Here is a 15,207-nt window from a genome sequence, read left to right on the forward strand (position 1 = left end):
GATACTTGATCGTTCCCACGCTCCCGCGTAGGAATGCAGCCCGTGACGCTCTGCGTCACTGGACGCGGAGAGTCCCTGGAGGCATTCCCACGCAGACGGTTCGACGTGGGAACGATCATTGAGCTCCTAAATGCAAAACGCCAACCCGAAGGTTGGCGTTCTCGTTAGCGCGGTACGACCGGCTTGCGTGCCGGTTTCGGCCCTTTGCCTTTCGCGGCTTCCTTGCGCTCCTTGGCGGCCTGCTGGTTGCGGGCGAATGCCGCGGCCTTGGCCTGTTCACGCTTGTCCCAAGGATTGCCGCCGTCGCTGGCGCGTGGAGGCAGACCGGTGTGCTGGGTGAGGATCTTGGTGGTCTTCTCTTTCGCGACCTTGTGGCTGCCGGCCGGCGTCGAGTTCTTGCGACGGGCACTCTGGTAGCTGTCGGTGGCCGGCTGATGCAGCGGGATCAACTGGTGCTTGCCCGGCCCGATCAGGTCGGCGCGGCCCATGCGGGTCAGCGCTTCACGCAGCATCGGCCAGCCTTTCGGGTCGTGATAACGCAGGAACGCCTTGTGCAGACGACGCTGCTCCTCGCTCTTGACGATGGTCACGCCGTCGCTCTTGTAGGTGACCTTGCGCAGCGGGTTCTTGCCCGAGTGGTACATCGCGGTGGCGGTGGCCATCGGCGACGGGTAGAACGCCTGCACCTGGTCGGCACGGAAACCGTTGCCCTTGAGCCACAGGGCCAGGTTCATCATGTCTTCGTCGGTGGTGCCCGGGTGCGCGGCGATGAAGTACGGAATCAGGTACTGCTCTTTCCCGGCTTCCTTGGTGTACTTCTCGAACATGCGCTTGAAGCGATCGTAGGTGCCGATCCCCGGTTTCATCATCTGGTTGAGCGGACCTTCCTCGGTGTGTTCCGGGGCGATCTTCAGGTAACCGCCGACGTGGTGGGTCACCAACTCCTTGACGTACTCCGGCGACTCGACCGCGAGGTCGTAACGCAGGCCGGAGGCGATCAAAATCTTCTTCACACCCGGCAAGGCACGGGCGCTGCGGTACAGCTGAATCAGCGACGAGTGGTCGGTGTTCAGGTTCGGGCAGATGCCCGGGAACACGCAGGACGGCTTGCGGCACGCGGATTCGATTTCCGGGCTCTTGCAGGCGATGCGGTACATGTTCGCGGTCGGGCCGCCGAGGTCGGAAATGACGCCGGTGAAACCCGGCACCTTGTCGCGGATCTCTTCGATTTCGCGAATGATCGACTCTTCGGAGCGGTTCTGGATGATCCGGCCTTCGTGCTCGGTGATCGAGCAGAAAGTGCAGCCACCGAAGCAGCCACGCATGATGTTCACCGAGAAACGGATCATGTCGTAGGCCGGGATCTTTTCCTTGCCGTACGCAGGGTGCGGAACACGTGCGTAAGGCATGCCGAACACGTAGTCCATTTCTTCAGTGGTCATCGGAATCGGAGGCGGGTTGAACCAGACGTCGATCTCGCCATGCTTCTGCACCAGCGCACGGGCGTTGCCCGGGTTGGTTTCCAGGTGCAGCACGCGGTTGGCGTGGGCGTACAGGACCGGATCGTTACGCACCTTTTCCATCGACGGCAGGCGGATCACGGTCTTGTCGCGGGTCATTTTCGGGCTGGCCAGGATCTGCACGACCTTGGCTTCTTCCGGATCTTCAACCGGACCCTTCTCCTGCTCGATCGCGCAGGCCTGAGTGTCCTGGGTGTTGACGTACGGGTTGATGATCTTGTCGATCTTGCCCGGACGGTCGATGCGCGTGGAGTCGACTTCGTACCAGCCCGCCGGCGTGTCGCGGCGGATGAACGCGGTGCCGCGCACATCGGTGATGTCTTCGATCTTGTGACCGTAGGACAGACGCTGGGCAACTTCGACAATCGCGCGCTCGGCGTTGCCGTACAGCAGGATGTCGGCGCTGGCGTCGATCAGGATCGAGTTGCGCACGCGATCCTGCCAGTAGTCGTAGTGGGCGATGCGGCGCAGGGAGGCTTCGATGCCGCCGAGCACGATCGGCACGTGCTTGTAGGCTTCCTTGCAGCGCTGGCTGTAAACCAGGCTCGCGCGATCCGGACGTTTGCCCGCCATGCCACCCGGGGTGTAGGCGTCGTCGGAACGGATTTTCTTGTCCGCGGTGTAGCGGTTGATCATCGAGTCCATGTTGCCGGCCGCGACGCCGAAGAACAGGTTCGGCTCGCCGAGCTTCATGAAGTCGTCTTTGGACTGCCAGTTAGGCTGCGCGATGATCCCGACGCGGAAGCCTTGCGACTCCAGCAGCCGGCCGATGATCGCCATGCCGAACGACGGGTGATCGACGTAGGCATCTCCCGTAACAATGATGATGTCGCAGGAATCCCAGCCAAGCTGATCCATCTCCTCCCTGCTCATCGGCAGGAATGGCGCCGGCCCGAAACATTCGGCCCAGTATTTTGGATAGTCAAATAACGGCTTGGCTGCTTGCATGTCGATGACCGGTGTTGAGGTGCAAAATCGCGGGCGCGGAATATAGCACAAAAAATGACCAATTCCGACGGCTGTGGTCGGAAATATCAGGGGCTTTCAGACGACGACAGATTTACTCGTCGTCGTCGAAGTTATAGCTGCCCGGCGCGAGGTTTTCGAAGCGGGTGTACTTGCCAATGAAGGCCAGGCGGATGAAGCCGATCGGGCCGTTCCGCTGCTTGCCGATGATGATTTCGGCGATGCCCTTGTGTTCGGTTTCCGGGTGATACACCTCGTCCCGGTACACGAACATGATGACGTCGGCGTCCTGCTCGATCGCTCCGGATTCCCGCAAGTCGGAGTTCACCGGACGCTTGTTGGGACGTTGTTCCAGGGAACGGTTGAGCTGCGACAGGGCGACTACCGGGCAGTTGAATTCCTTGGCCAGGGCTTTCAGGGATCGGGAGATCTCGGAAATCTCGTTGGTCCGGTTGTCACCGCTGGAGCCGGGGATCTGCATCAGCTGCAGGTAGTCGATCATGATCAGGCCGATGTCGCCGTGCTCGCGCACCAGACGCCGGGTCCGGGCACGCATCTCCGACGGGCTGATGCCGGCGGTGTCATCAATGAACAGCTTGCGGTCGTTGAGCAGGTTGACCGCCGAGGTCAGGCGCGGCCAGTCGTCGTCTTCCAGCTGGCCGGAACGCACCTTGGTCTGGTCGATACGACCGAGGGACGACAGCATACGCATGATCAGCGATTCACCTGGCATCTCGAGGGAGTACACCAGCACCACCTTGTCGCTGCGCAGTACGGCGTTTTCCACCAGGTTCATCGCGAAGGTGGTCTTACCCATCGACGGACGGCCGGCGACGATGATCAAGTCGGCCGGTTGCAGGCCGCTGGTCTTCTCGTCGAGGTCGGTGTAGCCGGTGGACAGGCCGGTGATCGAGTCGGCGGTGTTGAACAGGGTGTCGATGCGGTCGATGGCCTTGGTCAACAGGTCATTCACGCCCACCGGACCGCCGGTTTTTGGCCGGGCCTCGGCAATCGCGAAAATCTGCCGCTCGGCTTCGTCGAGGATTTCCTCGGCGGTGCGGCCTTCGGGGTTGAAGGCGCTGTCGGCAATTTCGGTGCTGATACCGATCAGCTGACGCAACGTCGCACGCTGGCGGACGATCTGCGCATAGGCCTTGATGTTGGCGACGGACGGCGTGTTTTTCGCCAGCTCGCCAAGGTAACCGAGGCCGCCGACCTGCGAGGTCTGACCTTCCTTGTCCAGTTGCTCGGCAAGGGTCACGACGTCGATCGGCAGGTTCTGATCGGCCAGTTTGGCGATCGCACGGAAAATCAGACGGTGGTCATGTCGGTAGAAATCGCCGTCGGAGACTTGATCGAGCACACGTTCCCATGCGTTGTTGTCCAGCATCAGACCACCGAGCACGGCCTGTTCGGCCTCGATGGAATGCGGCGGCACCTTCAGCGCGGCGGTTTGCAGATCGTATTGCTCGGGAGCGGAGATTTCGTTCATGGCCACTTTTTAATCAGGAAAAGCAGGGAGTGCAGAAAGACAAAGGGCACGACCTGTAAACAGGATCGTGCCCGATGTTAACCGTCTGACGGACAAGCCGCCAGTCGATCAGGGTGTTGCTTAAGCTGCTACCACGACAACGCGTACGGTGGCTTCAACTTCGGCGTGCAGGTGCACAGCCACGTCGAATTCACCCACGTTGCGGATGGTGCCGTTCGGCAGACGAACTTCGCTTTTCGCAACTTCAACGCCGGAGGCGGTCAGTGCGTCAGCGATGTCGTGAGTACCGATCGAACCGAACAGCTTGCCTTCGTCGCCAGCGGTGGCAGTGATGGTCACTTCCAGCTCGGCCAGTTGGGCAGCACGGCTTTCAGCCGATGCTTTACGGTCTGCGGCGGCTTTTTCCAGCTCAGCGCGACGCTCTTCGAACGCAGCCAGGTTGGCAGCGGTCGCAGCGGTGGCTTTGCCGAAAGGCAGCAGGTAGTTACGGCCGTAACCGGCCTTAACGTTTACTTTGTCGCCCAGGTTGCCCAGGTTGGCGATTTTTTCCAGAAGGATCAGTTGCATGTGGAAATCCTCTTAACTTTTAACCTTCACCGTTCGCGTTATCGGTGTCTTTCGACACCCGACCGCGAAAATCAATCAGGCTGTCGACAATGGCCAGAACCACGAGCAACGGATAGATCAGCTGCATGAACAGCAACAGCGTCACGTACAACCCCACCAGCCAGAAACCGGCCAGTCGCCTTTGCGCCACCAGCCCGTGAATCAGGGCCAGCCCGGCGAACACCAGCGGTACACTGCACAACGGCGTCAACATGGCCATCTGTGCACCGAGATTCGGGCCCAGAAGCATCAACGCCAGCAGTAACATCGCCGGTCCCAGCGGGATCCGGATGGCGCGAAACTCGCGACCAAAACCACCCGGGTTGTACAACAACGCCTGCCAGTAACGCCCGACAATCAGGCTCAGCACGCTGACGATCTGCAACAAGGCCGCAATCAGGCCGGTCAGGACCGGTGCGATCAGCGACGCGAAACGCGCCTGCTCGTCTACCGACAATTGTTGGTAGGCATCACCGAGAAGCGCGGGCATGACCTTTACCAAGGCCTGCGCCAGCATCTCGATCTGGGGCGCAAACGCCGCCCCGAGCACCACTGAAAACACCAGCCCCATGGCTACGCTGACCAGCAGCGTGCGGACCCAGGACTCGCTTGCGCGCAACACCAGCGCAAGCCCCGAAGACCCCAGCAGCACCAGAAGTGCCCGTGGGTCATCGAACTTGAGCCACCAGATCAACGCTGGCAGCAGTCCCAGAACCAGAACGCCAAGGGCGTCCGACAATCCGCGCCGCAGAAGCACCAGGCTTCCCGCGGCAGCACCCAACCAATACAACAACGGCAATGCTGCACATCCAGCCACTACGAGAGTGGCCTGCATGCGGCCGCGCATGATGAACTCAGCTAAGGCACGCATGCATTCAATCCTTTGCTACTTGTCGACTGCCCGGTCTCAGCGGCCGTGGCTGTCGGTGTAGGCCAGCAGGGCCAGGAAGCGGGCGCGCTTGATAGCGGTGGCCAGCTGACGCTGATAACGAGCTTTGGTACCGGTGATGCGGCTTGGAACGATTTTGCCGGTCTCGGATACGTAGGCTTTCAGAGTGTTGAGATCTTTGTAATCGATCTCCTTCACGTCTTCAGCGGTGAAGCGGCAGAATTTACGACGACGGAAGAAACGTGCCATTTGATAGGCTCCTTAAAAGGTCCGTGGATTACTCGTCAGCGTTATCGCTGTTGTCGCTGTCGCTATCGCTGTCATCGCCATCGGCGCTGCCATCGTGCTCAGGACGTTCGCGACGCTCACGGCGCTCACTGCGGTTTTCTTCAGCCTTGAGCATCTCGGACTGGCCGGTAACGGCTTCGTCGCGACGGATGACCAGGTTACGGATCACAGCATCGTTGTAGCGGAAGTTGTCTTCCAGCTCGGCCAGGGCCTTGCCGGTGCACTCAACGTTCAGCATCACGTAGTGAGCCTTGTGAACATTGTTGATTGCGTAGGCCAGTTGACGACGGCCCCAGTCTTCCAGACGGTGGATTTTGCCGCCGTCTTCTTCGATCAGCTTGGTGTAACGCTCAACCATGCCGCCGACTTGCTCGCTCTGGTCAGGGTGGACCAGAAAGATGATTTCGTAATGACGCATGAATGCTCCTTACGGGTTGTAGCCTGCCGCTCAAAAACGGTCAGACAAGGAGTGAATGACACTTATGGACTTGCTGGCGCGGGGCACATGCATGCCTGCCGCCACAGCAAGGGGCGCAATTGTAGAGAAGGGACTGAAGAGGTGCAAGGCAATTGGTGATTATTTGAACAGTCACCAATCCGGGTCACCCCACAAAGCACTGTGGGAGCGAGCCAGCTCGCGATGGCGGCTTAACATCCAACAATGATGCTGAATGTAACTCCGCTTCGCGAGCAGGCTCGCTCCCACATTTTGAAAGGCGTGATGCTTAAGCTTTTTTGGCAGCTGCCTTGGCCTTCGCACCGCGTTGGCGCTGGGCTTCGAACAGGCACACGCCGGTCGCAACCGAGACGTTGAGACTGCTGACGCTACCAGCCATCGGCAGGTGTACCAGGTAATCGCAATGCTCGCGGGTCAGGCGACGCATGCCTTTGCCTTCTGCGCCCATGATCAGGATGGTCGGGCCGGTCAGGTCCTGGTCATAGATGCTGACCTCGGCCTCACCCGCCGTGCCGACAATCCACAACCCACGCTGCTGAAGCTTTTCCAGGGTGCGCGCAAGGTTGGTGACGGCCACCAGCGGAATCACTTCCGCCGCGCCGCAAGCCACTTTACGCACCACAGGGGTCAGGGTGGCCGACTTGTCTTTTGGCACGATGACCGCCAGCGCACCGGCAGCATCCGCCGAACGCAGGCAGGCGCCAAGGTTGTGCGGGTCGGTCACGCCGTCGAGCACCAGCAACAGCGGTGCGCCTTCGGTGCGATCGAGCAGCTCGTCGAGCATCGCTTCGCCCCAGACCTGGCTCGGACTGACGTCCGCCACCACGCCCTGGTGCACGCCTTCGACCCAGGCATCCATTTCACGGCGCTCGGCCTGACCGATCTGAACCCGGTTTTCGTTGGCCAGCTCGATCAGCGTCTGCACGCGCGGATCGTTGCGGCTTTCAGCCAGCCAGATCTGCTTGACGCGTTTAGGGTGGTGACGCAGCAACGCTTCTACCGCGTGAACGCCGTAGATTTTTTCCAACTGACTCATGACTTCGCCTTCGGTTTACGCGCCCCGCCACTTTTGGCTGGAGCGGAACCCGCTTTCGGCGGGCCTTTACGGTGTTTGCTCGGTTTGGCTGGCTTGCCGCCGGAGGCCTTTTCAGGCGCCGACCGTCCGGTCTTTCCCCCGGACGCCGCTTTACCACCGTTTTTGGCGTCGGCCAGCAAAGCCTTCTTCATTTCACGGCTTTTGCGCAGCTCGGCGTTTTTCGCCACGGCGTCGCTCGGGCGATAAGCCTCGGCAACCTTTTCCTTGGCCGGACGACGGCTGGTGGATTTTGCCGGAGCTTTTTCTTCCACAACCTTGGCTGCAGGAGCAGCCGTTTCGGCGCCACGCTTCTTGCGGCCGATCGGCGCGCTGATGGTTTTTTCAGCCATCTCGAAGTCGATCTTGCGCTCGTCGAGATCGACGCGCATCACGCGCACTTCAACGGTATCGCCAAGACGGAAGCTGCGACCGGTGCGCTCGCCCGCCAGGCGGTGATGCACAGGGTCGAAGTGGTAGTAGTCGCCCGGCAGCGCCGTAACGTGCACCAGACCTTCGACGTAGATATCGGTCAGCTCGACGAACAGGCCGAAACCGGTCACGGCTGTGATCACGCCCGGGAACGATTCGCCCACGCGGTCTTTCATGAACTCGCACTTGAGCCAGTTCACTACGTCGCGGGTCGCTTCATCGGCACGGCGCTCGCTCATCGAGCACTGCTCGCCGAGTTGCTCCAGCGCTGCTTCGTCGTACGGATAGATGCGCGCCTTCGGAATGGTCATCGCCCCGGCACGACGAACGTGCGGAGTATCCTGTTTCGAATGGATCACGCTGCGGATCGCCCGGTGCGTGAGCAGGTCCGGGTAACGACGGATCGGCGAGGTGAAGTGGGTATAGGCTTCGTAATTCAGGCCGAAGTGGCCTTCGTTCTGGGCGCTGTACACCGCCTGGCTCAGGGAACGCAGCATCACGGTCTGGATCAGGTGGAAATCCGGACGGTCCTTGATGCTGGCCAACAGGGCCTGATAATCCTTCGGCGATGGACCATCCTTGCCTTTGTGCAGGGACAGACCGAGCTCACCGAGGAACGCGCGCAGTTTTTCCAGACGCTCCGGTGGCGGGCCGTCGTGGACGCGGTACAACGCAGGGATTTCGTGCTTTTTCAGGAACTCGGCAGTGGCCACGTTGGCCGCCAGCATGCATTCCTCGATCAGCTTGTGTGCATCGTTACGGGTGGTCGGACGGATTTCGGCAATCTTGCGCTCGGAACCGAAGATGATCCGGGTTTCCTGCGTTTCGAAATCGATCGCGCCACGCACGTGACGGGCAGCCAGCAATACCTTGTACAGCGCGTAGAGCTGTTTGAGGTGCGGCAAGACGTCGGTGTATTCACCGCGCAACTTGCGACCTTCGGTGGCTTTCGGCGTTTCCAGCATCGCGCTGACCTTGTTGTAGGTCAGACGAGCGTGGGAATGGATCACCGCTTCATAGAAGCAGTAGTCGGTCATTTCGCCGGACTTGGAGATGGTCATCTCGCAAACCATGGCCAGACGATCGACATGTGGATTCAGCGAGCACAGGCCGTTGGAGAGCTGCTCCGGCAGCATCGGCACCACGCGCTCGGGGAAGTACACCGAGTTGCCGCGCACCTGGGCTTCATTGTCCAGAGCCGAACCGATCTTCACGTAGCTGGAAACGTCGGCAATCGCCACGTACAACTTCCAGCCGCCGGAGAACAGGCGCAGCTTGCCGGGCTTGGCTTCGCAGTAAACCGCGTCGTCGAAGTCGCGGGCATCTTCGCCGTCGATGGTGACGAACGGCAGATGGCGCAGGTCGACGCGCTTCTCTTTGTCTTTCTCTTCGACTTCCGGCTTGAGCTTGCCGGCTTCCTTCAGCACGGCTTCAGGCCAGACGTGCGGAATGTCGTAGGTGCGCAGGGCGACATCGATTTCCATGCCCGGCGCCATGTAGTTGCCGACGACTTCGATCACGTCACCTTGCGGCTGGAAGCGCGGGGTCGGCCAGTGGGTGATTTTCACCTCGACGAACTGACCGATCTGGGCGTTGGCGTTACGGCCCGGCGTCACCAGCACTTCCTGCTGGATCTTCGGGTTGTCCGCGACGACGAAGCCGATACCGCCTTCTTCGAAGTAACGGCCGACGATGCTCTCGTGGGCACGGGACACCACTTCGACGATCACGCCTTCGCGACGACCGCGACGGTCCAGGCCGGACACACGGGCCAGGGCACGGTCGCCATCGAACACCAGACGCATTTGCGCCGGACTCATGAACAGGTCGTCGGAGCCGTCATCCGGCACCAGGAAGCCGAAACCGTCGCGGTGACCGCTGATGCGGCCGAGGATCAGGTCGAGCTTGTCCACCGGCGCATACGTGCCACGGCGGGTGTAGATCAGTTGAGCGTCGCGCTCCATGGCGCGCAGGCGGCGGCGCAGGGCTTCGATCTGGTCTTCTGTGGTCAGACCAAACTCTTCGACCAGTTGCTCGCGGGCAGCAGGCGAACCCCGATCAGCAAGGTGCTGAAGGATCAGTTCGCGGCTGGGAATAGGGTTTTCATATTTTTCCGCTTCACGAGCGGCCTCGGGATCGAGGGACTGCCAATCGGCCATTAGAGAGTTTTCACCTTGTCTATATGCGGGTTAGTTTGGCATAGGCGCCATCAAACGGGAAATTTCCGACTATATAAGACGCGTCTGGAGCCTTGTATCGACGCTTGGAGGGCGTTTTGAACACCGCTGGTAAAAAAAATCATTTTTTTTGCTGGCAGGGGTTTACAGTTAAAAAGGCGCTCCGTATAGTGCGCGCCATCGACGACGTACACACGTTGACGAGATGCCCAGGTGGTGAAATTGGTAGACACGCCAGCTTCAGGTGCTGGTGACCTTACGGTCGTGGAAGTTCGAGTCTTCTCCTGGGCACCAATTTCGAGTTTGAGACTAGATCAGTTTCAAGACTCACACAAAAACCCGCGAAAGCGGGTTTTTTGCATTCTGCGCCCCGCCTTTTTTCTGAAAATGATTTATTAAAATCAAATCAGGGGTTTACAGATCAAAAGGCGCTCCGTATAGTGCGCCACATCAACAGCGGCAACGCTGAAGATGAAGCCCAGATGGTGAAATTGGTAGACACGCCAGCTTCAGGTGCTGGTGACCTTACGGTCGTGGAAGTTCGAGTCTTCTTCTGGGCACCAATTCAAATTCAAGGTCACGATCTTGAATCTCACAAAAACCCGCGAAAGCGGGTTTTTGCGTTTTCGGGGGCTGGAAAAGTCTGAGCCCCAACACCTACCAGACCAACTCCCTCCCCGCAAGGCGCACTTGAGAAACAATATCGTTTATCATTGTTGCAAGTTTTTGCAATGCGACAGTGAGGAACCCTGCGAATGATGTTTCGAAATACCCTGCGCCGCGGCTTGACCTTCACCCTGCTCGGCCTGGCACTCGCCACTCCCCTCACCCAGGCTGCCGACGCGGTTTCCCTGACTCTCTACAACGGTCAACACAAGGAAGTCGGCGACGCGATCGCCAAAGCCTTCGAAGCCAAGACCGGCATTCACGTCAATGTCCGCAAGGGCAGCAGCAATCAGCTGGCCAGCCAGATCATCGAAGAAGGCGACCGCTCCCCCGCCGACGTCATCTACACCGAAGAATCCCCGCCGCTGAACAACCTCGGCGAGCAAGGCCTGCTGGCCAAGGCCGACGACGCGACCCTCGCCGTTCTGCCGAAAGAATACGTCGCCGGTAACGGCACCTGGATCGGCGTCACCGCCAGGGTTCGTGTAGTGGCCTTCAACCCGAAACTGGTCGATGAAAAGGACCTGCCGAAATCGGTACTGGATTTCGCCGACCCGCAGTGGCAAGGCAAGGTCGGTTTCGTACCGACCAGCGGCGCGTTCCAGGAACAGGCTGTCGCCATCATCAAGAAACACGGCCGCGAAGCCGCCGAAGAATGGCTGACCGGTCTGCGCGCCTTCGGCAAGACCTACAGCAACAACATGGTCGCCCTCAAGGCTGTGGAAAACGGCGAAGTCGCCACCGTGCTGGTGAACAACTATTACTGGTTCGCCCTGCAACGGGAAAAAGGCCAGCTTGATTCGAAACTGCATTACTTCACCGGCGGTGACGTTGGCGGCCTGATCACCGTGTCCAGCGCAGCCGTGCTGAAATCCAGCAAACATCCAAAAGAAGCCCAGCAATTCCTCGCCTACATGGCCAGCGAAGAAGGCCAGCGCGTGATCACCCAGACCACCGCCGAATACCCGCTGCATAAAGGCATGGAATCGGATCGCGGCCTCAAACCTTTCAGTGAACTGGAAGCGCCGGACGTCACGCCGGCCGATCTCGGTAATGCCGAAGAAGCTTTGGAGCTGGAACGCGAAGTTGGCCTGAACTGATGACCGCATCGTTATCCGCCCCCGCTACACGCGGGGGTTACGTGCCACGGCGCAAGCGGCCGTCGATCTGGCTGGTGCTGCCGGTGTTGTTGCTGGTGGTCATGAGCCTGTTGCCGCTGGCCTACGTCGGGCTCAAAGCCTGGCAAGCAGGCTGGTCCGAGGCGCTGCACTTGCTGTGGCGCCCGTATGTGTTCAGCCTGCTGCGCAACACGCTGGCGCTGATGGTTGGCGTAACCGTGACCTGTGGCGTGATCGGCCTGTCGCTGGCGTGGTTGCTGGAGCGCAGCAATCTGCCAGGCCGACGGCTGTGGGGCGTGATTCTTTGCCTGCCGTTCGCGGTGCCGGCATTTGTCAGCAGCTTCACCTGGGTTTCGCTCAGCGCGCAGTTCGAAGGACTCGGCGGGGCGATTCTTGTGATGAGCCTGTCGAAGTACCCGCTGATCTTTCTGCCAGTGGCCGCCACACTGCGCAATCTTGATCCCTCCCTTGAAGAGTCGGCTCGCACACTGGGACAGAATCGCTGGGGCGTGTTTTTCCGCGTCACCCTGCCCCTGCTCTGGCCTTCGCTGCTGGCCGGCTCATTGCTGATCGCATTGCACATGCTGGTGGAATTCGGCGCACTGTCGATCATCGGCCTGCAAACCTTCACCACCGCGATCTATCAGCAATTCGAACTGGAATTCAGCAATGCCAACGCGGCAATGCTGTCGGCAGTGTTGCTGGCGCTGTGCCTGATGCTGTTGTGGCTGGAGTTGCGCGTGCGCGGCAAGGGCCGTCATGTGCGCACTGGCCAGGGCGCGGCGCGTCGGGCTGAACAAGTGCGACTCGGGCCTTGGGCGATTGCCGGTCAGCTGTATTGCCTGATGCTGGCGATTGTCGGCAGCGGGATTCCGCTGGGCATGCTGGCCTACTGGCTCGCCGTGGGGTCGTCAGCAGCCTTCCCGGTGGCAGCAATCACCGAAGCATTGCTGTCGTCACTGGCACTATCGCTGGGTGGCGCGGGATTGTGTCTGGTGCTGGCGGTACCGGTCGGACTGCTGGTGGTGCGCTATAAAGGTCAGCTGGCGATCTGGGCCGAGCGCCTGCCCTATCTGCTGCACGCCCTGCCGGGATTGGTGATCGCCCTGACGCTGGTGTATTTCGCCCTGCATTACGTGCCGGCGCTGTACCAGACCTCCGCGCTGTTGCTGATCGCTTATGCGCTGCTGTTTCTGCCGCTCGCTCAGGCGCCGATCCGCACGGCGTTGAACAAGGCGGCTCCGCAGCTCGAAGAAGCCGCCCGCACGCTGGGCGCTTCTTCATTCACGGCGTTCTGTCGAGTGACCCTGCCGATCATCTTCCCGGCACTGGGTGCGGCGTTCGCTCTGGTGTTTCTGGATGCCATGAAAGAACTGACGGCGACACTGCTGTTGAGTCCGACGGGGCTCAACACATTAGCGACCGAAGTCTGGGCGCACACCGCGAATGTCGAGTTCGCAGCAGCGGCGCCTTATGCGGCGTTGTTGATTGTGGTGTCGGGATTGCCGGTGTACCTGCTGACGACCCGGATGTATTTGAGCCGATAAAAAAATCGCAGCCGAGGCTGCGATTTTTTTTGCCCGGACTATCAGGCCCGGAACTGCCCCAGACTGGCCTTGAGCTGCGCCGCCAAACCATCCAGCACCTTGCCGCTGGCCGTGGTCTCGACCACCGCCTGGGCGGCTTTCTCGGCCTGGGCATGGATCGTCTCGACCCGCCCACGCACGGCCTGCGCGCCCTGCGCCTGATGCGCCGCGGCCTGAGTCGCCAGGCCAATCGCCGCATGCACCTGCTCGACCGACGCCTGCACCGATTGCTGCAACCGTGCGCTGTCACGCAGCACCAGCAAACCTTCGCTGGCCTGACGCCCGGCCTGACCGATCGCCTCGACTGCCTCACGGGCACCCTGCTGCAGCGCCACGATATGCGCCTGAATGTCGCCCGTGGAGCTTTGGGTCTTGCTCGCCAACGCGCGGACTTCATCCGCCACCACTGCAAACCCGCGTCCGGTCTCGCCGGCCCGGGCGGCTTCGATGGCCGCGTTGAGCGCCAGCAGGTTGGTCTGCTCGGCGATGCCGTGAATCACGGTCAGCACCACTTCGATCTGCTCGCTCTGCTGCGCCAGCCGCTCGATGACTTTCGCCCCGGTATCGACCTGCCCCGCCAGCGCCTCGATCAGGCTGCCGACCTTGGCCGAAGTGCGAGTGTTCTCGTCGGTGGCCTGGCGAATATCCACCACCTGCTTCAACGCAGCCTGCATCGCATGGCTTTCCGATTGCGCTTCATCGGCCATTTGCGACAGAGCCCGCAAACTTTCGGCCACTTCATCACGCTGCATTCCGGCCGCCGCATCGGCACCGGCATTGCGCAAGGTCATCGCACCGATTTCCACACCGGTACGCTGAGCCACATCCCCGGCCTCGCGCACGATCGGCTGCAACTTGTCCACAAAGCGGTTGACCGCCGACGCCATGTCGCCGATTTCGTCCTTGCTGTTGATCTGCACGCGTTTGGTCAGATCGCCCTCACCTGCTGCCAGATCATCCATGGCGGCGTTGAGCATCTTCAGGCGATTGACCACTCGATGACCGAGCACCACCGCCAGCAGCAACAGCACCCCGGCACCGACCAGCGCCAGACCCATGCCGATACGCCAGCGCAGAGTTGCTGCTGCGTCCTGCACTGTACTGGTGGTGTTGGCCTTCATTTCGGCAGCCGTGGATTGCGCCGATTGCAGGCGCGCGCGCATGGCGGTGGCGCTGTCGGCAGCAGCGCCTTTGAGGCTGTCACCGACCAGTTGATCGCTGCTGGCAATCAACGCCGTGAAGCGCTGATCGAGCGCCGCCAGATCGGTTTCGACCGAAGCAGTCGAGACACCCATCAGCACCTTGCCGATTTCCACGCCATTGGGGTTGATCGAGGCTTCGAGGTAGTAGACCGACGGATCATTCTTCGCCGCATCCAGCACTTTATCCAGCGCCCGCTCACCCTGGCCTTTTTCCAAAAGGGCCTTGTTGATCGGGTTTTCGCGGTTGAGGTAGCGGGTCAGATGCTGGCCGGTGGCGTCGTCATACACCACGAACAGCACGTTGGGATTGCGCTGGGCCCGGCGGGCGAACTCGGACAAGGTCGGCACGTCGCTGTCCCACATGGCGCGAGGCGCCACCGAGGCCAGCAACTGGGCCATGTCATTGGCCGAATCCTTCAGGTCTTTTTCCAGAGTCGCACGCAGTTGCGCCTGCTCTTCCTTCAGACGCGAGGAAAGACCGGCGGTAAGACGCTGACGGGTACTCGAGGAGAGGTTGTCGAGGCTCGACGTGACTTCGCGCCCGGCCTGCTCCAGTTCACCGGACAACTTCTGGCTGTCGGCGCCCAGACGAGAGCCGAGATCGGCTTCCAGCGCGGTGACGGTGCTCCGCGTCAGGGCGACGGCCACCAGCACTTGCACCAAAAGGGCGATACCAAGGGTAACGAACACAGGCCGCAACAGACGGCTTTGTAACAGTGAGAGAACGGCTGACACT

At 60.7% G+C, this 15,207-nt stretch carries 11 protein-coding genes and 2 tRNA genes; 4 read left to right on the forward strand and 9 right to left on the reverse strand.

Annotation, left to right across the window (positions count from 1 at the left end; all coding sequences use genetic code 11):
- Window positions 1-164: 164 nt before the first annotated feature.
- The 8 genes from AC07XZ_RS10035 to rnr all read right to left on the reverse strand — a co-directional run bounded on the left by AC07XZ_RS10035 (window position 165) and on the right by rnr (window position 9,881).
- The gene (locus tag AC07XZ_RS10035) at window positions 165-2,468 is read right to left on the reverse strand and encodes a YgiQ family radical SAM protein (protein ID WP_011332195.1); all 2,304 of its coding nucleotides are present in this window, start codon (window positions 2,466-2,468) and stop codon (window positions 165-167) included.
- A gap of 112 nt (window positions 2,469-2,580) precedes the next feature.
- Window positions 2,581-3,978 (reverse strand): replicative DNA helicase, encoded by a 1,398-nt coding sequence (dnaB, locus tag AC07XZ_RS10040; protein ID WP_011332193.1) that lies wholly within the window; start codon window positions 3,976-3,978, stop codon window positions 2,581-2,583.
- Window positions 3,979-4,098: 120 nt separating this feature from the next.
- Window positions 4,099-4,545, reverse strand: coding sequence for a 50S ribosomal protein L9 (gene rplI / locus AC07XZ_RS10045; protein ID WP_003186385.1), 447 nt, complete (start codon window positions 4,543-4,545; stop codon window positions 4,099-4,101).
- 19 nt (window positions 4,546-4,564) lie between these two features.
- The gene (locus AC07XZ_RS10050; protein ID WP_102686779.1) at window positions 4,565-5,455 is read right to left on the reverse strand and encodes a YybS family protein; all 891 of its coding nucleotides are present in this window, start codon (window positions 5,453-5,455) and stop codon (window positions 4,565-4,567) included.
- 36 nt (window positions 5,456-5,491) lie between these two features.
- Entirely contained in the window at window positions 5,492-5,722 is a 231-nt protein-coding gene (gene rpsR / locus AC07XZ_RS10055; protein WP_002551829.1) for a 30S ribosomal protein S18, read from the reverse strand.
- Window positions 5,723-5,750: 28 nt separating this feature from the next.
- Window positions 5,751-6,179, reverse strand: coding sequence for a 30S ribosomal protein S6 (gene rpsF / locus AC07XZ_RS10060; RefSeq protein WP_007950702.1), 429 nt, complete (start codon window positions 6,177-6,179; stop codon window positions 5,751-5,753).
- A gap of 307 nt (window positions 6,180-6,486) precedes the next feature.
- Window positions 6,487-7,254 (reverse strand): 23S rRNA (guanosine(2251)-2'-O)-methyltransferase RlmB, encoded by a 768-nt coding sequence (rlmB, locus tag AC07XZ_RS10065; RefSeq protein ID WP_007950704.1) that lies wholly within the window; start codon window positions 7,252-7,254, stop codon window positions 6,487-6,489.
- Window positions 7,251-9,881 (reverse strand): ribonuclease R, encoded by a 2,631-nt coding sequence (gene rnr / locus AC07XZ_RS10070; protein ID WP_102686780.1) that lies wholly within the window; start codon window positions 9,879-9,881, stop codon window positions 7,251-7,253. Before rnr ends, rlmB begins: the two co-directional genes overlap by 4 nt.
- 225 nt (window positions 9,882-10,106) lie before the next feature.
- Between rnr and AC07XZ_RS10075 the strand changes: the two genes are divergently transcribed.
- The 4 genes from AC07XZ_RS10075 to AC07XZ_RS10090 all read left to right on the forward strand — a co-directional run bounded on the left by AC07XZ_RS10075 (window position 10,107) and on the right by AC07XZ_RS10090 (window position 13,230).
- A tRNA-Leu gene (locus AC07XZ_RS10075) sits at window positions 10,107-10,193 on the forward strand.
- A gap of 182 nt (window positions 10,194-10,375) precedes the next feature.
- Window positions 10,376-10,462 (forward strand) — tRNA-Leu (locus AC07XZ_RS10080).
- Between the two features lie 192 nt (window positions 10,463-10,654).
- Entirely contained in the window at window positions 10,655-11,665 is a 1,011-nt protein-coding gene (locus AC07XZ_RS10085; protein ID WP_085746511.1) for an extracellular solute-binding protein, read from the forward strand.
- Window positions 11,665-13,230 carry an ABC transporter permease gene (locus AC07XZ_RS10090; RefSeq protein WP_085746510.1) on the forward strand — a complete coding sequence of 522 codons (1,566 nt, stop codon included), beginning with the start codon at window positions 11,665-11,667 and terminating at the stop codon, window positions 13,228-13,230. The genes AC07XZ_RS10085 and AC07XZ_RS10090 overlap by 1 nt, the downstream gene beginning before the upstream one ends.
- Window positions 13,231-13,271: 41 nt before the next feature.
- On the opposite strand, the gene AC07XZ_RS10095 is transcribed toward AC07XZ_RS10090, so the two are convergent.
- Window positions 13,272-15,206 (reverse strand): methyl-accepting chemotaxis protein, encoded by a 1,935-nt coding sequence (locus AC07XZ_RS10095; protein WP_102686853.1) that lies wholly within the window; start codon window positions 15,204-15,206, stop codon window positions 13,272-13,274.
- Between the last annotated feature and the right edge of the window lies 1 nt (window position 15,207).

The sequence above is a fragment of the Pseudomonas sp. GW458-11-26-14-LB4 genome (assembly GCF_059423925.1).